Origin of the sequence: Streptomyces caelestis (genome assembly GCF_001279005.1) — a bacterium.
Lineage (GTDB): Bacteria > Actinomycetota > Actinomycetes > Streptomycetales > Streptomycetaceae > Streptomyces > Streptomyces heliomycini.
The window spans coordinates 1-17,192 of record NZ_LGCN01000251.1; the positions used below are offsets into that span (position 1 = coordinate 1).

Consider the following 17,192-nt stretch of genomic DNA (forward strand, 5'->3'; position numbering starts at 1 on the left):
GGCGCACTTCCACTACGTGGTGTTCGGCACGGTCGTCTTCGCGATGTTCGCCGGCTTCCACTTCTGGTGGCCGAAGTTCACCGGCAAGATGCTCGACGAGCGCCTCGGCAAGATCACCTTCTGGACGCTGTTCGTCGGCTTCCACGGCACCTTCCTGGTCCAGCACTGGCTGGGTGTCGAGGGCATGCCGCGCCGGTACGCGGACTACCTCGCGGCCGACGGCTTCACCGCGCTGAACACGGTCTCCACGATCGCCTCGTTCCTGCTCGGCATGTCGATGCTGCCGTTCTTCTACAACATCTGGAAGACGGCCAAGTACGGCAAGCCGGTCACCGTCGACGACCCGTGGGGCTACGGCCGCTCCCTGGAGTGGGCGACCTCCTGCCCGCCGCCGCGGCACAACTTCCTCACCCTGCCGAAGATCCGCAGCGAATCCCCGGCGTTCGACCTGCACCACCCGGAGATCGCCGCGCTCGACGAGCTCGAGAACGCCGGTCACGGTGAGAAGGCCCTCTCCGGCAGCAAGGAGGCCGGCAAGTGAAGATCCAGGGCAAGATGTTCATCTGGCTGAGCTTCTTCTTCCTCCTCATCGCCGTGGTCTACGGCGTGTGGTCGAAGGAGCCGGTCGGCACCACCGCCCTCTTCCTGGCCTTCGGCCTGAGCATCATGATCGGCTTCTACCTGGGCTTCACGGCCCGGCGGGTCGACGTGGGCGCGCAGGACAACAAGGAGGCGGACGTCGCCGACGACGCCGGCGAGGTCGGGTTCTTCAGCCCGCACAGCTGGCAGCCGCTCGCCCTGGCCGTGGGCGGTGCCCTGGCCTTCATGGGCGTCGCGATCGGCTGGTGGCTGATGTACTTCTCGGCGCCGCTGCTCCTGATCGGCCTCTGGGGCTGGGTCTTCGAGTACTACCGCGGTGAGAACCGCACCCAGTAACAAGGGCGTCGCCCCCGAGGGGCCCGGACTCTCCACCAGGAGGGCCCGGGCCCCTCGTCGTCGTCTCACCCGTTCGGACCGTCCGGTGAGCCGGGAAGGGCGCGGGTTCCTAGCGTGAGGCCATGAGACGCATCGAGTCCCCTCGTAGCGCGGGCGCCGGGCGGAGCCGCGTCGTCGGCCGCGCGCTGCTGGTGATCGCCCTCGGCGCGGGCGTCGCGGGCTGTTCCTCCGACGGCGACCCGCTGTCCGCGGAGCCCTACGACGCGGCGGACCGGATCTCCTTCAGCGGGTCCGTGGAGGACGGCGGGAAGGCCGACCCCGACGAACCCCTGGAGATCGTCGCCGAGGACCCCGACGGGCGCATCACGGACGTCACCGCCGTGGACGCCTCGGGACGCCGTGTGACGGGCGAACTGGCCGCCGACGGCAGCCGCTGGCACAGCACCTCCCCGCTGGCCGCCCACGCCCGCTACACGGTCCGGGTGAGCACCGAGGACGAGGACGGGGCGCCCGGCCGCAGGGTCCTCACCTTCACCACCGGCGGACCCGCCGCCACCGCCGCCAAGCGCCTGGCCGTCACCTTCGGCCCCGGGGCGGGCACGTACGGCGTCGGCCAGCCCCTCACCGCCGAGCTGAGCGCACCCGTCAAGGACCGCGCCCAGCGGGCCGTCGTGGAGCGCGCCCTGACGGTCGAGTCCACCCCCGCCGTGTCCGGCGGTTGGCACTGGGTGGACGACAAGAAGCTGCACTACCGCCCCCGGGACTACTGGCCCGCCCACGCCACCGTCAGCGTGCGCAGCGCCCTGGAGGGCGTCAAGGTCAACGACCGGCTGCGGGGCGGCAGGTCCAAGCCCCTGACGATCCGCACCGGCGACCGGGTGATAGCCGTCACCGACGCCGCCGAGCACCGGCTGACGGTCTACAAGAACGACGAGGAGATCAAGCAGATCCCCGTCACCACCGGCAAGCCCGGCTTCGAGACCCGCAACGGCGTCAAGGTCGTGCTCGCCAAGGAACGCCTCGTACGTATGCGCAGCACCACCGTCGGCATCGCCGAGGGCTCGACGGAGTCGTACGACATGGACGTCGAGTTCGCCACCCGGGTGACCTGGAGCGGCGAGTACGTGCACGCCGCCCCCTGGTCCGTCGGCTCCCAGGGCTACGACAACGTCAGCCACGGCTGTGTCGGCATGAGCACCGAGGACGCGCAGTGGTTCTTCGACACCGTCCGCGAGGGCGACGTCGTCACGGTCGAGAACTCGGACGGCGACACGATGGAACCCTTCGGCAACGGCTACGGCGACTGGAACCTCGACTGGGCCGAGTGGCGGGCGGGCAGCGCCCTGGTGGCCGGCAGCACGCCCCGGGGCACCGGCGAGGCCGCACGCCTCCGCCCGACGACCGTGTAGCGCCCCGAAAGGGGCGCGGACCGGCCACGACGGACCCGCGGTCGCCGCGTCACAGGAGGGACCTGGTCCCTAGGCGCTCTGCAGGTGCTTCCGCCGCAGCAGCGAAGCCAGCGCCGAGGCGAACTCCACCGGCTCCACCGGCAGGGTGACCGCCGCCTCCGCCCGGCTCCACGTGGCGAGCCACGCGTCCTGCGGCCGCCCGATCAGCAGGAGCACCGGCGGGCAGTCGAACACCTCGTCCTTGATCTGCCGGCACATCCCCATGCCCCCCATCGGCACGGCCTCGCCGTCCAGCACGCACACGTCGATGCCGCCCCGGTCGAGCTCCGCCAGCACGGCCGCCGGGGTCGCGCACTCCACGAACTCCACGACGGGCACGTCCGGCGCCGGCCGCCGCCCGGTGGCGAGCCGCACCTGCTCCCGGGTGTTGGCGTCGTCGCTGTAGACCAGCACCGTGGCGGTCGCCTGCATTGTTCCTCCACGCGTAAGAGAGAGGGCACGGCTCTGTCGGGAACTTCGGGTACCGATGGCGCGGATGCTACCCCCTCCGACCGTCTGTCAACACTGGTTCGGACGCACCTTCGAAACGGCCCCGTCGCGGCCTCCGGATGGGCCATACGGGCAGTCCAGGAGGGCTGAACACACCGAACGGCACCCCCGGGAGTGAGGGCGGGATAAGCGACCGACATAATGTCGGCGTGGCGACAGCAACGACAGTAGATACCGGGCACGCGCACCCGTCGGTCAACCGACCGAACCTCACCAGCGTCGGAACCATCATCTGGCTGAGTTCCGAGCTGATGTTCTTCGCGGCCCTCTTCGCGATGTACTTCACCCTGCGATCGGTGACGGGACCCGACTTCTGGTCGGAGAAGGCCGACCTGCTGAACTTCCCGTTCTCGGCGACGAACACCACGATCCTGGTGCTCTCCTCCCTCACCTGCCAGCTCGGCGTCTTCGCCGCCGAGCGCGGTGACGTGAAGAAGCTCCGGATGTGGTTCATCGTCACCTTCATCATGGGCGCGGTGTTCATCGGCGGTCAGGTCTTCGAGTACACCGAGCTGGTCAAGCACGAGGGCCTGTCCCTCTCCTCCGACCCGTACGGCTCGGCGTTCTACCTGACCACCGGCTTCCACGGCCTGCACGTGACGGGCGGTCTCATCGCCTTCCTGCTGGTCCTGGGCCGAACCTACGCGGCCAAGAGGTTCACTCACGAGCAGGCGACCGCGGCCATCGTCGTGTCCTACTACTGGCACTTCGTCGATGTCGTCTGGATCGGCCTCTTCGCCACGATCTACATGATCAAGTAGCCGGACCCGCAACCGCGCGCTCCTCGTGGGCGCACCAACCAGAAGCATCGACGCAGAAGATCCTGACACCGGGGTAATCCGTGAAAAAGCTCTCCGCACGACGACGCCATCCGCTGGCGGCGCTCGTCGTCCTACTCCTCGCGCTGGCATGCACCGGGGGGCTCTACGCCGTGTTCGCACCCGCGGACAAGGCGCAGGCCGACGAAACCGCCCAGTCCCTCACCATCGAGGAGGGCAAGAAGCTCTACGCGGTCGGCTGCGCCAGCTGCCACGGCACCGGCGGTCAGGGCACCTCCGACGGCCCGAGCCTGGTGGGCGTGGGCGCCGCCGCCGTCGACTTCCAGGTGAGCACCGGCCGCATGCCGGCCGCCACCTCGCAGGCCGCACAGGCCCCCGTCAAGCCGGCCGTCTACACGCAGGCCGAGATCGACCAGCTGGCGGCGTACATCGCCTCCCTGGGCGCCGGCCCGGCCGTGCCCACCGAGGAGCAGTACGGCCCCCAGGGCGCCGACATCGCCAAGGGCGGCGAACTGTTCCGCAACAACTGCGCGCAGTGCCACAACTTCACCGGCAAGGGCGGTGCGCTCACGCACGGCAAGTACGCCCCCACCCTGGAGGACGTCGCCCCCAAGCACATCTACGAGGCCATGCTCACCGGCCCGCAGAACATGCCCTCCTTCCCCGACAGCACGCTGTCGGAGCAGAACAAGAAGGACATCATCGCGTACCTGGGCGAGGTCAACACCGACCAGTCCGAGAGCCCGGGCGGCATGTCGCTGGGCGGGCTGGGCCCGGTCAGCGAGGGCCTGTTCGGCTGGATCTTCGGTCTCGGCGGACTGATCGCCGTCGCTGTGTGGGTCGCCGCTCGGACCGCAAAGGCCAAGAAGTCATGAGTAGCCAAGACATTCCCGAAGAGAACCTGCCCGCAGCGCAGGACACCGCCCACGGCGCGGTGAAGGTCGCGGACGAGAAGAACCCGTTCGCCGACCCGGGCCTGCCGCCCCATGAGCACCGGATCCAGGACGTCGACGAGCGGGCCGCCAAGCGGTCCGAGCGCGCGGTCGCCCTGCTGTTCACGCTGTCGATGCTGGCCACCGTCGGCTTCATCGCCTCGTTCGTGGCGATCCCGGTGGAGAAGATCGTCTACATCTTCCCGCTGGGTCACATCGGCGCCCTGAACTTCGCGCTCGGCGTGACGCTCGGCATCGCGCTGTTCGCCATCGGCGCGGGCGCGGTCCACTGGGCCCGCACCCTGATGTCCGACGAGGAGCTGACCGACGAGCGGCACGCCATCGAGGCGCCGCAGGAGCTCCGGTCCAAGGTCATGGACGACTTCCGGCAGGGTGCCAAGGAGTCGCAGCTGGGCCGCCGCAAGCTGATCCGCACCACCATGTTCGGCGCGCTCACCCTGGTGCCGCTGTCCGGCGTCGTGCTGCTGCGCGAGCTCGGCCCGCTGCCCGAGACCAAGCTGCGCCACACCCTGTGGGGCAAGGGCAAGCTGCTCGTCAACATGAACACCAACGAGCCGCTGCGGCCGTCCGACCTCATCACCGGTTCGCTGACCTTCGCCAAGCCCGAGGGCCTGGAGGAGGACGAGCACGGTTTCCAGAACGAGATCGCCAAGGCCGCCCTGATGCTGGTCCGGATCAAGCCGGACGACATCAAGGACAAGCGCACGATGGAGTGGGGACACGAGGGGATCCTCGCGTACTCGAAGATCTGCACCCACGTGGGTTGCCCGATCTCCCTGTACGAGCAGCAGACGCACCACGTCCTGTGCCCCTGCCACCAGTCCACCTTCGACCTCGCCGACGGTGCCCGGGTGATCTTCGGTCCCGCCGGCCACGCCCTGCCGCAGCTGCGCATCGGCGTGAACGACGAGGGCTACCTCGAAGCGCTCGGCGACTTCGACGAGCCCGTCGGTCCTGCCTTCTGGGAGCGCGGATGAGTACTACGACGACCCCCGAGTCCCGTTCGCGCGGGAAGGCGCCGGCCGGCGAACGCGTCGCCGACTGGGCCGACGGCCGGCTGGGGATCTACTCCCTGGCCAAGGCCAACATGCGCAAGATCTTCCCGGACCACTGGTCCTTCATGCTGGGCGAGATCTGCCTCTACAGCTTCCTCATCATCATCCTCACGGGTGTGTACCTGACGCTGTTCTTCCACCCGTCGATGAACGAGGTGGAGTACCACGGCAGTTACGTCCCGCTGCAGGGCCAGCTGATGAGCGAGGCCTACAAGTCCACGCTGGACATCAGCTTCGACGTCCGTGGCGGTCTGCTGATCCGGCAGATCCACCACTGGGCCGCGGTCATCTTCCTGGCCGGCATGTTCGTGCACATGATGCGCGTGTTCTTCACCGGCGCGTTCCGCAAGCCGCGTGAGATCAACTGGCTGTTCGGCTTCCTGCTGTTCGTCCTCGGCATGTTCACCGGTTTCACCGGTTACTCGCTGCCGGACGACCTGCTCTCCGGAACCGGTGTCCGCTTCACCCAGGGCGCGATCCTGTCCGTGCCGATCGTCGGCACGTACATCTCGATGTTCCTGTTCGGCGGAGAGTTCCCCGGCACCGACTTCGTCGCGCGGTTCTACTCGATCCACATCCTGCTGCTGCCGGGCATCATGCTCGGCCTGGTGGTCGCCCACCTGATCCTGGTCTTCTACCACAAGCACACGCAGTTCGCGGGTGCCGGACGGACCAACAAGAACGTCGTGGGCATGCCGCTGCTGCCGGTCTACATGGCCAAGGCGGGAGGCTTCTTCTTCCTGGTCTTCGGCTTCACCGCCCTGATCGCCGGCATCGCGACCATCAACCCGATCTGGGTTCTGGGCCCCTACCGGCCGGACATGGTCTCCACGGGCGCCCAGCCCGACTGGTACATGGGCTTCGCCGAGGGCCTGGTCCGCGCCATGCCCGGATGGGAGATCAACTTCTGGGGCCACACCCTGGTCCTGGGCGTCTTCGTCCCGCTGGTGGTCTTCGGCCTCTTCCTGGCGATCATCGCGCTCTACCCGTTCATCGAGTCCTGGATCACCGGGGACAAGCGCGAGCACCACATCCTGGACCGGCCGCGCAACGCCCCGACCCGTACGGCCTTCGGCGTCGCCTGGGTCACGGCGTACATGATCATGCTGATCGGCGGTGGCAACGACATCTTCGCCACCCACTTCAACCTCTCGATCAACGCGGTCACCTGGTTCGTCCGCATCGGCTTCTTCGTGGGCCCGGTCATCGCGTTCGTCGTCACCAAGCGGATCTGCCTCGGCCTCCAGCGCCGGGACAAGGAGAAGGTGCTGCACGGCCGCGAGTCGGGCATCATCAAGCGCCTGCCGCACGGTGAGTTCATCGAGGTGCACGAGCCGCTCAGCCAGGAGCAGATGTACACCCTCACGGCGCACGAGCAGTACAAGCCGGTCGAGATCGGCCCGACGGTCGACGAGAACGGCGTCCGGCGCAAGGTGAAGGCGACCGAGAAGCTGCGCGCCAAGCTGAGCAAGGGCTACTACGGCGAGGAGTCCCAGATTCCGAAGCCGACCGTCGAGGAGTACAAGGAGATCACGAGCGGCCACGGCCACCACTGATCACCTTCCGCGCCTCACCTCAGTCGCCACACGACGGCGAAGGGCCCCCGTCCGTTCTGCGGACGGGGGCCCTTCGCCGTCCCCGGAGCTGGATAGGGTGGAGTCCGGGGCCCCGCCGGGCTCCCGGACCCTTCTTCTTCCGACCATCAGGAGCGGCCATGAGCGCTGTGACCCCCGCTGGAGGCGACACCGCGGCGGGCCGCTCCTGGCCCGCCCTGCTGAACGGACTGCTGGACGGCCGGGACCTGTCCGCCGACGACACCGCCTGGGCGATGGACCTGATCATGCGCGGCGAGGCGACCGACGCGCAGATCGCCGGGTTCGCGGTGTCCCTGCGGGCCAAGGGCGAGACCGTCGAGGAGATCACCGGCTGCGTACGGGCGATGTACGACCACGCCAACGTGATCGAGGTGCCGGGCGCCACCGTCGACATCGTCGGCACCGGCGGGGACGGCGCCAGGACGGTGAACATCTCCACGATGTCCTCGATCGTCGTGGCCGGCACCGGCGCGAAGGTCGTCAAGCACGGCAACCGGGCCGCCTCCTCCGCGTCCGGCGCCTCCGACGTCCTGGAGAAGCTCGGCGTCAACCTGGAACTGACCCCGCGACGGGTCGCCGAGGTCGCCGAGGAGGCCGGGATCACCTTCTGCTTCGCGGTGAAGTTCCACCCGGCGCTGCGCCACGTCGCGGCGGCGCGCGGCCAGCTCGGGGTGCGGACGGTCTTCAACTTCCTGGGCCCGCTGACCAACCCGGCCAAGGTGCGGTCGCAGGCCATCGGCGTGGCCGACGCCCGGATGGCCCCGATCATCGCCGGCGTCTTCGCCGGACGCGGTCACTCCTCGCTGGTGTTCCGCGGCGACGACGGCCTGGACGAGCTGACGACCACCGCCACCTCCCGGGTGTGGGTGGTCCGCGACGGCGAGGTCGAGGAGGAGGCCTTCGACCCGCGTGACGTCGGCATCGAGCTGGTGCCCGTGGAGGCGCTGCGCGGCGCCGACGCCTCCTACAACGCCGAGGTCGCCCGCCGGCTCCTCGACGGCGAACCCGGTCCCGTGCGGGACGCGGTGCTGCTGAACTCGGCGGCGGCGCTGGTGGCCCTGGAGCCGGGCGACGGCACCCTGACGGAGCAGATCCGCGCCGGGATGGCGAAGGCGGCCGAGTCGATCGACTCGGGGGCCGCCAAGCGGGTCCTGGAGCGCTGGGTGGCCGTCAGCAACGCGTAGCCGCGGGACGCGTACGACGTCCCGCGATCCGGACACGGGTTGCGGGACGTCGATCGTTTCCCGTACTTTCCTGTCCAGGTCATGAGTGACAGCCATCAGGCCCCGGCCGGCTGTCCGGCAACCCTCCGTCCGTGGCGGGGTGCCCCGGGTGAAGACCGGGCCGTGAGCAGCAAGGCGCACGGCAAGCGCGGACCCCTCGCACGCCAGGGGTCCTGGTCGTCGAGGAGTCTTCCGTGAGCAAGCGAATGCGCTAGGGCCGCCGAGCCCCGCCTCCGCGCACCCCTTTCACCCTTCCCTCCGCGCTCGAGCGACGCGCGCTCGCGCGGGGGTTCCGCCCGCCTCACCGGGAGCTCCGTCATGTCCGTCTCCACTGCTGCCGCCGCCCCGTCCGTCCGTGCCCCGCTGCCCGTCCTCGGCCAGGACGTCACCGTCCCCCTCGTCACCGGCGGCGAGGTCGCCTACGCCGCCCTCGACTACGCCGCCAGCGCCCCCGCCCTCCAGCGGGTGTGGGACGACGTGGCCGCCTACGCGCCGTACTACGGCAGCGTCCACCGGGGCGCCGGGTACCTCTCCCAGCTCTCCACCGACCTGTTCGAGAACGCCCGCCGGACCGTCGCCGAGTTCCTCGACTGCCGTACCGGCGATCAGGTGGTGTTCACCCGGTCCACCACCGACTCGCTCAACCTGCTCGCCGCGGCGCTCCCCGACGGCTGCGAGGTCTTCGTCTTCGAGACCGAGCACCACGCCTCCCTGCTGCCCTGGGGGTCCCCCCACGCCGCAGGGCGCAGGGGGAGCAACGCGCGGGTCACCTACCTGGACGCCCCGCGCAGCCCCCGGCAGGCCGTGGAGACCTTGGAGCGCGCCCTCGCCGACCGCGACCCGCACGGCCCCGCCCTGGTCTGCGTCACCGGCGCCTCCAACGTCACCGGCGAGCTGTGGCCCGTACGGGAGCTGGCCGCCGCCGCACACGCGCACGGCGCCCGGATCGTGCTGGACGCCGCCCAGCTCGCCCCGCACCACCCGGTGAGCGTGCGGGACCTGGACGTCGACTGGGTCGCCTTCTCCGGGCACAAGCTGTACGCGCCCTTCGGCTCCGGGGTGCTGGCCGGCCGCGCCGACTGGCTCCGGGAGGCCGGGCCCTACCTCGCGGGCGGCGGCGCCAGCCGCACGGTCACCCGGCGCGCGGACGGGGGAGTGGACGTGGAGTGGCACGAGGGCGCCGCCCGCCACGAGGCCGGCTCGCCCAACGTCATCGGCGCCCACGCCGTCGCCTCCGCCTGCAAGGCGCTCACCGAGGCCGGGTTCGACGCCCTGGTCGCCCGCGAGAAGGAGCTGATCCGCGTGGTGCGCGAAGGGCTCGCGGACGTGCCCGAGGTGCGGTTCCTGTCCCTGTTCGGGGACGACGCCCCGCGCGTCGGCGTGCTCTCCTTCGTCGTCGAGGGCTGGAACGGTTCCCACTTCGCCGCCGCGCTCTCCGCCGAGTACGGCATCGGCGTGCGCGACGGACTGTTCTGCGCGCACCCGCTGGTGCGCACGCTGCTCGGCGGCGACCCGGGGACCCGGGGCGAGTGCGGCGCCCCCGGGGCGGCGCCCGGCGGGAAGTCCTTCGACGCCGTCCGGGTCAGCTTCGGCGCGGGCACGCCGGACGAGCACGTGGAGCGCTTCGTGCGCGCGGTGCGCGAACTCGTGCGGGACGGCGCCCGCTGGAGCTACCGCACGGTGGACGGCCGCTGCGTCCCGGACACGTCCGCCTGAGGGATCCTCGCCCCGCCGCCCCTTCCCGTCCCGAACCCGGGGCTCCGCCCCGGACCCCGCTCCTCAACGCCGGAGAGGCTGAGTTTCAGCCTCTCCGGCGTTGAGGAGCGTCAGCTGTCCAGCCCGATGGCGAACGCCGCCTCCAGGTCGTGCTGCGAGTACGTACGGAACGCCACGTGCGTGTCGGTGCCCTCGACGCCCGGGATCTTGCTGATCCGGCCGGGGATGACCTCCGCCAGGTCCTCGTGCTCACGGACCCGCACCATGGCGATCAGGTCGTAGGTGCCGGTGACGGAGAAGACCTCGCTGACGCTGTCCAGCGCGGCGATCCGCTCCGCGATCTCGGGGATCCGGTCCACACTGGTCTTGATGAGGACGATCGCGGTGATCACGGCTGGTTCTCTCCCTCGGGGGCCGGAGCAGGGGCGGTCCTCACTGTAGTCGCCCCGCCGAAACGCCCCCACGCGTAGCCGAAGCCCAGCCCGAACCCGATCAGGTGCGCCAGGTACGCCACCCCGGGCCCCGCGCCCGCCCGCCCCGCCGCCGCCCACTGCAGCGCCGCCCAGAACGGCAGCACCACCCACGCCGGCAGGCGCACCGGCAGGAAGAACAGGAACGGCAGCAGGCTGGTCACCCGGGCCCGGGGGAACAGGAAGAGGAACGCGCCGAGCACCGCCGAGATCGCCCCGGAGGCGCCGACCAGGGACCGCTCGGAGTCCGCGTTGGCGGCGGCGTACCCCAGCAGCGCGAGGTAGCCGCAGCCGGCGTAGCACAGGGTGAACCGCACCCGGCCCATCCGTGCCTCGGCCATCGCTCCGAAGACGTGGAGGAACAGCATGTTGCCGAGCAGGTGCACCCAGCCGCCGTGCACGAACAGCGCCGTGGCAGGGGTGAGGAGGGCACCGGGGGATCCTTCGAACAGGTCTGCGGGGATGACGCCCCAGCGCCGGAAATAGGCCCTCTGCGCGTCCAGCAGCTCCTCACCGGTGCCGTGGGCCGGATGCAGGCCGGAGGCCGGCCCGATCAGGAAGACCAGGCAGCACAGCACGATGAGGGTGTGGGTCACCGGCGCGGAGGTGCCCCGGATCGCCCCGGCGGCCGACGCGCCCCAGTTGCGGATCATGAATACAGAGCATGACGTAACCGGACGCAACCGCACAGACCGCCTCGCCGCCGTGGACGGGCGGGCGGCGGGCGTCCGCCAGGCCGTAGGGTTACGAGCCATACGCACCGGGGAGCCGGTGCGTCACGGACACTGGAAGGAAGGCGAACAGCCACGATGACGGTTCCTCTGCCGACCGCCTCGACGCGGTGGCGCTGCACCCTGTGCGGCAACCTCACCCGCTTCGACGTGACCCGCTCGTCGAAGGTCGTCGAGTACGTGCACCTCGATCTGGCCGGAGAGCCCAGGGTCGAGGAGCGCGAGGTGCTCGATGAGACCATCGAGTCGGTGCGGTGCCGCTGGTGCAACGCCGTGGACCAGGTGGAACTCGTGGACAGGCCGGGCGCCGGCTCCTGAGCGGGAGCAGGCCCCGCTGACGGCGACCCCGCACGGGGCCGCACACAGGCATGGGGGTGTGACGGATGGTGGAGACCACGGGCGGGGGGCCGCAGGACGGCGCCGCCGAGGTGCTCGACCGTCCGCTGCCCGACGGAGTGCGCCGCAAGGTCGTCCAGATCGTCGCCGACGGTTTCGGCGGGCTCACGGTCGTGGAGCTGCCCGCCCAGCTGCGGCAGTACGCGCGCTTCGCCCCGAACCGCCGCGCCAAGTTCGCCGGCAACGCCATGGCCGCGGCCCTGGAGACCGATCCGGTGTTCCGGCAGCGCATCGGGGAGAAACTCAGAGAGGCCCAGCCGGAGCTGACCGGCGCCCTCGACTCCGGCTCCCCGCCCCCGGCCGCGGACCCGCTCGACGTGGCGGCCGCGGCCTATGTGCTCCGCCCGCCCGGCTGGGTCAAGCTGGTGACCGCCGCCGGCGAGGAGGTCCAGCGCGCCGACGCCGAGCGCGCCGACGAGGAGACCAGGGCCGAGCTGGAGCGGCTGCGCGCCGAACTCGACCGGGCCCGTGAGCACACCAGGTCCGAGACCGAGCGGCTGCGCACCGAGCTGGAGGCGGCGAAGAAGGAAGCCGAGTCGCTGCACCGCAAGCTGCGCTCCGCCCTCAGCGACGTCAGGCGCGGCGAGGCCGCCGCGCGCAAGCTGCGGGGCGAGATGGAGACCGTGCGTGCCGAGGGCCAGGCCCAGGTGTCGGCCGCCGAGAGCGAGAGCCGGCGCCTCAAGGCCCGGCTGGGGGAGACCGAGGCCGCGCTGGAGGCCGCCCGCCGGGCCGCCCGGGAGGGCCGCAGCGTGGAGGACATGCGGGTCCGGCTGCTGCTGGACACCGTGCTGGACGCCGCCCAGGGGCTCCGCCGGGAGCTGGCGCTGCCCCCCGTGTCCGTCCGGCCCGCCGAGACCGTGGACGCCGTCGAGCCCGGCCGCATGACCCCGAAGGACATCGCCGCCCGCGCGCTGTCCGAGCACGACCCGGCCATCCTCGACCAGCTGCTGGCGCTGCCGCAGGCGCATCTGGTCGTCGACGGCTACAACGTCACCAAGACCGGCTATCCCCAGATGCCCCTGGAGAAGCAGCGCCTGCGCCTGCTGGGCCAGCTCGCCCAGCTCGCCGCCCAGACCGGCGCCGAGGTGACCTGTGTCTTCGACGGCGCCGAACTGGCCGCGCCGGTGCTGCTCGCCCCGCCGCGCGGCGTGCGGGTGCTGTTCTCCAAGCCGGGCGTCACCGCCGACGAGCTGATCCGCCAGCTGGTGCGCGCCGAGCCGCCGGGCCGGCCCGTCATCGTCGCCTCCACCGACCGTGAGGTCGCCGACGGAGTGGCCCGCGCGGGCGCCCGCCCGGTCGCCTCGGCGGTGCTCCTGAAGCGGCTCGCGTAGCGCTTCCGAAGCGGCGCGCGCGAAACCTCCCTCAAAAGGCTTACCTCACACCTCATTCACATCCGTACCTCGCGCAACGTACAGGGCCTATGACCGAATTGACGGAACCGTCACGCAACGTAGCGTCAAAGAGGCGTCACTGCAGGTGAGTTCGGAGCGAATAAACCCGCTGTGACGGAGATTTCTCGTCCAGGGATTTGAACTGATCACAAGAGAATCACTAAGGTCTCCCTTCGAACCCTCGCTCGCGCGATCACTCTCGAGAAGGAGCTCGTCTCCGTGGCGTCCCACCGTCGTCCCAAGCAGCCGAGCCGCGCACGCGTCACCGTGCTCACCACCGCTGCCGCAGCTGCCGTCGTCATGAGCTCACAGGCCGCCAACGCCGCCCCGAGCGAGAAGCCGAGCAAGGACGAGGTCAAGGCCAAGGTCGACAAGCTCTACGAGCAGGCGGAGCAGGCCACCGAGAAGTACAACGGGGCCAAGGAGAAGCAGGAGAAGCTCCAGAAGGAGATCTCCACCATCCAGGACAACGTCGCCAAGGGCCAGCAGGAGCTCAACGAGCTGCGCGACGGCCTCGGTTCGATGGCCAGCGCCCAGTACCGCAACGGCGGCATCGACCCCTCCGTCCAGCTCTTCCTCTCCGCCGACCCGGACGACTACCTCGACAAGGCGTCCACCCTCGACCAGTTGAGCGCCCAGCAGGTCGACGCGCTGAAGGAGATCCAGGGGAAGCAGCGCGAGCTCGCCCAGCAGCGCTCCGAGGCCTCCGAGAAGCTCGAGGACCTCTCCGCCACCCGCACCGAACTGGGCAAGAAGAAGAAGGAAGTCCAGGGCAAGCTCTCCTCCGCGCAGAAGCTGCTCAACAGCCTCACCGCGGCGGAGAAGGCCGAGATCGCCCAGGAGGAGAGCCGCGCCACCCGCACCAGCGAGCGCGAGGCACTCTCCGTCAACGTCCCGGCCGGCTCCGGCCGCGCCGCCGCCGCCTTCGCCGCCGCCCAGAGCAAGATCGGCACCCCCTACGTCTACGGCGCCACCGGCCCGTCCTCCTTCGACTGCTCCGGCCTGACCTCCTGGGCGTACGCGCAGGCCGGCGTCGGCATCCCGCGCACCTCCGAGGCGCAGACCGGCGCGGGCACCAGGATCTACTCGATGAGCCAGCTCAAGGTCGGCGACCTCGTCTTCTTCTTCAACGACCTGCACCACGTGGGTCTCTACGCGGGCAACGGCCAGGTGCTGCACGCCCCGCGCACCGGCACCGTCGTGCGCTACGAGTCGATGAACACCATCGGCGGCCCGTTCATGTTCGGCGTCCGCGTCTAGCCGCCTCCGTTCGGGGGATTCGCACTCCCGTCGATCTTCCCCACGCCCCGCCTCCGACGCAGGTCACAGGCGGGGCGTCACTGTGCGCGGTCGCCTCGGCCAAGGGTCCGCCCGACGCCGTGACGGCTACTGTCTGCCGCGTTTCCCGTCCGCCAGTGGAAGGAGCGCGGCTTCCCGTGGGGTCCCACCGCCGTACCGCACCGTCGTCCGGATCCGACCGGGGCGCCACCGTCGCCCTCGGTCTGCTGTCCGCGGCGGCCACCGCCCTCGTCGCCGTACCGGCCGCGGCCACGCCGTACGACGTCACCCGGGCCGAGGTGGACCGCCTGTACCGGGAGGCCGAGAAGGCGACCGAGGCGTACAACGAGGCCGACGAGCGCGCCGACGCACTGCGCCGGCGGATCGCCGCCGCGCAGGACGGCATCGCCCGGCAGCAGCAGCGCGTCAACACCATGCGGGAGTCGCTGGGTTCGGTCGCCGGCGCCCAGTACCGCTCCGGCGGCCTCGACCCCGCCCTCGCCCTGCTGCTCTCCGACGACCCGGAGGACTACCTCGAGAAGGCCTCCGTACTGGACCGGATCACCGTTCATCAGGCCGGTGAGCTGAGGAGACTGGGGAGCGCCCTGCGCTCCCTCGCCCAGGACCGGGCGGAGGCGGCCGGGAAGCTGGGCGCGCTGGAGAAGAGCCGCAAGGCCGTCGCCGCGCACAAGCGGACCGTCGAACGCAAGCTCACCGAGGCCCGCCGGCTGCTCGGCTCCCTCCCGGCCGGTGAACGCGCCGCCTGGGACCGCGCGGGCCGCTCCGTACGCGCGGACCTGCTCGGTCCGGGCCCGGCACCCGCCTCGGGCCGTGCGGCGGCCGCCGTCGCGGCGGCCCGCTCCGCCCTCGGCAAGCCCTACGTCTGGGGCGCCGACGGCCCGTCCTCCTTCGACTGCTCCGGACTGACCCAGTGGTCGTACGCCCAGGCCGGGGTCGCGCTGCCGCGCACCTCGCAGGCCCAGCGGTACGCCGGCCGGCAGGTCCCGCTGTCCGAGGCGCGCCCCGGCGACCTGGTCGTCTACCGCTCCGACGCCTCCCACGTCGGGATGTACATGGGCAACGGCCAGGTGATCCACGCGCCCCACCCCGGCGCCCCGGTGCGCTACGACCCGGTCGGCATGATGCCGGTCTCGTCGGTCACCAGGGTCTGACCGCACCGGCCCGGCGCCCGTACCCTCGGAAAGGTGGCTGGTCGAAGGCGGGTGCCGGGTGCGTCGGTGGCGGCGCTGTGTCTGCTGCTCGTCTCCCTGGTGGGGTGCGGCGGGGGGCCGGCCGTCGACGCCGCACGCGCGCAGGTGCAGTCCCTCCTCGACCGCCGCGCGGAGGCCGTCCTCGCCCGGGACGCCGCCGCGTACGCCCGTACCGGCACCCGGGACGGGTTCGACAACCTGCGCGCGATGCCGTTCGCGGACTGGTCCTACCGCGTCACCGCCCTCGACCGCACCGGTGACACCGCCACCGCCTCCGCCGACCTGAGCTACCGCGTCGAGGGCCACGACCGGGCCCCGGTCACCACCGCCCGCTCCCTGCGCCTGAGCAGGGACCGCGACGGCCGCTGGTCCGTCGACTCCGACCGGCCCGCGCGCGAGTCCGGCCAGCAGTTGTGGGACCAGGGCCCCGCACGCGCCGTCCGGGGCGGGCGGAGCCTCGTCCTCGGCGTCGGGCAGCCCGACGGGAAGCTGCGGGACTACGCCGAACTGGCCGACCGCGCGGTGCCCGCGGTGTCCGACGCGTGGGGTCCGCGGTGGAGCCGGAGCGTGGTCGTCCTGGTCCCGGGGAGCCTGGAGGGCATGGCGGGCCTGCTGGGCTCGCCCGCCTCCTCCTACCGGGGGATCGCGGCGGTCACCACCGGCGCCACCGGCGCGGACGGGCGGGCGCCGGCGGACCGGGTCATCGTCAACCCGGACGCCTTCGGACTGCTCGGCGACTCGGGCCGGCAGGTCGTCCTCACCCACGAGACCACCCACGTCGCCACCCGTGCCCACACCTCCGCCGCGACCCCGCTGTGGCTGTCCGAGGGGTTCGCCGACTGGGTCGGCTACCGCGGCGGCGACCGCGTCCCCGCGGAGGTCGCACCGGAGCTCGCCCACGCGGTGGGCCGGGGCGAGGTGCCCGGGGGACTGCCGGACGACGAGGACTTCGGCTTCTCCGGCGACGCGGACCACCTCGCCCGCGCCTACGAGGGCGGCTGGCTGGCCTGCCGCCTCATCGCCGAGCACTGGGGCGAGGAACGCCTCGGCGAGTTCTACCGCGCGGTGGGCGCACACGAGCACCGCGACGGCGCGGTGGAGGACGCGATGCACCGAGTCCTCGACACCACCCGTGAGGACTTCACCGCCCGCTGGCAGAACTACGTGAGGACCGCACTGACCTGAGCAACCGCGCCCCGCGGCCCGCCGCTGGCCGTCTGTCGCCCGCAGCTCGCCGTTGGCCGTCTGTCGCTGGCCGTCCGGCGTCCCCCGCCGTCCGGCGTCCCCCGCCGTCCGGCGCCTGCCGTCTGCCGCTGGCCACAGACCACAGCCCGCCGTCTGTCGCTGGCCGTCCGGCGTCCCCCGCTCGCCGCTGACCGCCGGCCGTCCGGCGGCCGCCGTTCGCGGCGGGCAGTCGTGCCGCAGGGGGGCGCGGGTGGGCGCCGGGGGTACCCCTCCGGGGGGAGGCACCCCGTCGGCGCCGGGCAGCGCGATCCTCCC

Annotated in this window: 17 protein-coding genes and 1 riboswitch; of the genes, 14 read left to right on the forward strand and 3 right to left on the reverse strand. The window is 71.5% G+C overall.

Features of this window, described 5'->3' with window-relative positions; translation table 11 throughout:
• The 3 genes from ADK41_RS34025 to ADK41_RS34035 all read left to right on the forward strand — a co-directional run.
• Positions 1-541 (forward strand): cbb3-type cytochrome c oxidase subunit I (locus ADK41_RS34025; RefSeq protein WP_199821900.1); only part of this gene is annotated, 541 nt, incomplete at its 5' end.
• The gene (locus tag ADK41_RS34030) at positions 538-936 is read left to right on the forward strand and encodes a cytochrome c oxidase subunit 4 (protein WP_030820477.1); all 399 of its coding nucleotides are present in this window, start codon (positions 538-540) and stop codon (positions 934-936) included. The genes ADK41_RS34025 and ADK41_RS34030, both read left to right, overlap by 4 nt.
• A 122-nt stretch (positions 937-1,058) precedes the next feature.
• Positions 1,059-2,345 (forward strand): L,D-transpeptidase, encoded by a 1,287-nt coding sequence (locus ADK41_RS34035; protein ID WP_030820478.1) that lies wholly within the window; start codon positions 1,059-1,061, stop codon positions 2,343-2,345.
• A gap of 69 nt (positions 2,346-2,414) precedes the next feature.
• On the opposite strand, the gene ADK41_RS34040 is transcribed toward ADK41_RS34035, so the two are convergent.
• Positions 2,415-2,816, reverse strand: coding sequence for a response regulator transcription factor (locus ADK41_RS34040; RefSeq protein ID WP_030820481.1), 402 nt, complete (start codon positions 2,814-2,816; stop codon positions 2,415-2,417).
• 227 nt (positions 2,817-3,043) lie between these two features.
• Between ADK41_RS34040 and ctaE the strand changes: the two genes are divergently transcribed.
• The 6 genes from ctaE to ADK41_RS34070 all read left to right on the forward strand — a co-directional run bounded on the left by ctaE (position 3,044) and on the right by ADK41_RS34070 (position 10,215).
• A complete protein-coding gene (gene ctaE, locus ADK41_RS34045; RefSeq protein WP_030820483.1) occupies positions 3,044-3,655 on the forward strand; it encodes an aa3-type cytochrome oxidase subunit III in 612 nt (203 codons plus the stop codon).
• Positions 3,656-3,735: 80 nt separating this feature from the next.
• Positions 3,736-4,548: a cytochrome bc1 complex diheme cytochrome c subunit gene (gene qcrC, locus ADK41_RS34050; protein WP_030820485.1), complete on the forward strand. Its 813-nt coding sequence runs from the start codon at positions 3,736-3,738 to the stop codon at positions 4,546-4,548.
• Entirely contained in the window at positions 4,545-5,603 is a 1,059-nt protein-coding gene (gene qcrA, locus ADK41_RS34055) for a cytochrome bc1 complex Rieske iron-sulfur subunit (RefSeq protein WP_030820487.1), read from the forward strand. Before qcrC ends, qcrA begins: the two co-directional genes overlap by 4 nt.
• Entirely contained in the window at positions 5,600-7,237 is a 1,638-nt protein-coding gene (gene qcrB, locus ADK41_RS34060) for a cytochrome bc1 complex cytochrome b subunit (RefSeq protein WP_030820488.1), read from the forward strand. The genes qcrA and qcrB overlap by 4 nt, the downstream gene beginning before the upstream one ends.
• A 158-nt stretch (positions 7,238-7,395) precedes the next feature.
• Positions 7,396-8,460, forward strand: coding sequence for an anthranilate phosphoribosyltransferase (gene trpD / locus ADK41_RS34065; RefSeq protein ID WP_030820490.1), 1,065 nt, complete (start codon positions 7,396-7,398; stop codon positions 8,458-8,460).
• Positions 8,461-8,537: 77 nt separating this feature from the next.
• Positions 8,538-8,654: riboswitch (SAM riboswitch) on the forward strand.
• A 163-nt stretch (positions 8,655-8,817) separates the two neighbouring features.
• Entirely contained in the window at positions 8,818-10,215 is a 1,398-nt protein-coding gene (locus tag ADK41_RS34070; protein WP_030820491.1) for an aminotransferase class V-fold PLP-dependent enzyme, read from the forward strand.
• A gap of 110 nt (positions 10,216-10,325) precedes the next feature.
• Here the strand turns inward: ADK41_RS34070 and ADK41_RS34075 are convergent, their stop codons facing one another.
• Both ADK41_RS34075 and ADK41_RS34080 read right to left on the reverse strand, forming a co-directional pair.
• Positions 10,326-10,607: an Lrp/AsnC family transcriptional regulator gene (locus ADK41_RS34075; protein WP_030820493.1), complete on the reverse strand. Its 282-nt coding sequence runs from the start codon at positions 10,605-10,607 to the stop codon at positions 10,326-10,328.
• Positions 10,604-11,338: a rhomboid family intramembrane serine protease gene (locus ADK41_RS34080; protein ID WP_030820495.1), complete on the reverse strand. Its 735-nt coding sequence runs from the start codon at positions 11,336-11,338 to the stop codon at positions 10,604-10,606. Before ADK41_RS34080 ends, ADK41_RS34075 begins: the two co-directional genes overlap by 4 nt.
• Before the next feature lie 156 nt (positions 11,339-11,494).
• Between ADK41_RS34080 and ADK41_RS34085 the strand changes: the two genes are divergently transcribed.
• From ADK41_RS34085 to ADK41_RS34105, 5 genes are all read left to right on the forward strand, one after another.
• Complete coding sequence (locus tag ADK41_RS34085) at positions 11,495-11,734, forward strand: hypothetical protein (protein WP_004989130.1); 240 nt, start codon at positions 11,495-11,497, stop codon at positions 11,732-11,734.
• A 65-nt stretch (positions 11,735-11,799) separates the two neighbouring features.
• On the forward strand, positions 11,800-13,143 hold the full coding sequence (locus ADK41_RS34090) for an NYN domain-containing protein (protein WP_030820499.1): 1,344 nt from the start codon (positions 11,800-11,802) through the stop codon (positions 13,141-13,143).
• 279 nt (positions 13,144-13,422) lie between these two features.
• Positions 13,423-14,463 carry a C40 family peptidase gene (locus ADK41_RS34095; protein WP_030820500.1) on the forward strand — a complete coding sequence of 347 codons (1,041 nt, stop codon included), beginning with the start codon at positions 13,423-13,425 and terminating at the stop codon, positions 14,461-14,463.
• A gap of 176 nt (positions 14,464-14,639) precedes the next feature.
• Complete coding sequence (locus tag ADK41_RS34100; RefSeq protein WP_030820502.1) at positions 14,640-15,653, forward strand: C40 family peptidase; 1,014 nt, start codon at positions 14,640-14,642, stop codon at positions 15,651-15,653.
• 33 nt (positions 15,654-15,686) lie between these two features.
• Positions 15,687-16,877 (forward strand): hypothetical protein, encoded by a 1,191-nt coding sequence (locus ADK41_RS34105; RefSeq protein WP_030820504.1) that lies wholly within the window; start codon positions 15,687-15,689, stop codon positions 16,875-16,877.
• The last annotated feature ends 315 nt before the right edge of the window (positions 16,878-17,192 follow it).

Excerpts from the sequence above, each read along its gene's own strand:
- ADK41_RS34035 (WP_030820478.1), top strand. The coding sequence starts at position 1,059 with ATGAGACGCATCGAGTCCCCTCGTAGCGCGGGCGCCGGGCGGAGCCGC.
- ADK41_RS34040 (WP_030820481.1), bottom strand. The coding sequence starts at position 2,816 with ATGCAGGCGACCGCCACGGTGCTGGTCTACAGCGACGACGCCAACACC.
- qcrA (WP_030820487.1), top strand. The coding sequence starts at position 4,545 with ATGAGTAGCCAAGACATTCCCGAAGAGAACCTGCCCGCAGCGCAGGAC.
- qcrB (WP_030820488.1), top strand. The coding sequence starts at position 5,600 with ATGAGTACTACGACGACCCCCGAGTCCCGTTCGCGCGGGAAGGCGCCG.
- trpD (WP_030820490.1), top strand. The coding sequence starts at position 7,396 with ATGAGCGCTGTGACCCCCGCTGGAGGCGACACCGCGGCGGGCCGCTCC.
- ADK41_RS34070 (WP_030820491.1), top strand. The coding sequence starts at position 8,818 with ATGTCCGTCTCCACTGCTGCCGCCGCCCCGTCCGTCCGTGCCCCGCTG.
- ADK41_RS34080 (WP_030820495.1), bottom strand. The coding sequence starts at position 11,338 with ATGATCCGCAACTGGGGCGCGTCGGCCGCCGGGGCGATCCGGGGCACC.
- ADK41_RS34085 (WP_004989130.1), top strand. The coding sequence starts at position 11,495 with ATGACGGTTCCTCTGCCGACCGCCTCGACGCGGTGGCGCTGCACCCTG.
- ADK41_RS34090 (WP_030820499.1), top strand. The coding sequence starts at position 11,800 with ATGGTGGAGACCACGGGCGGGGGGCCGCAGGACGGCGCCGCCGAGGTG.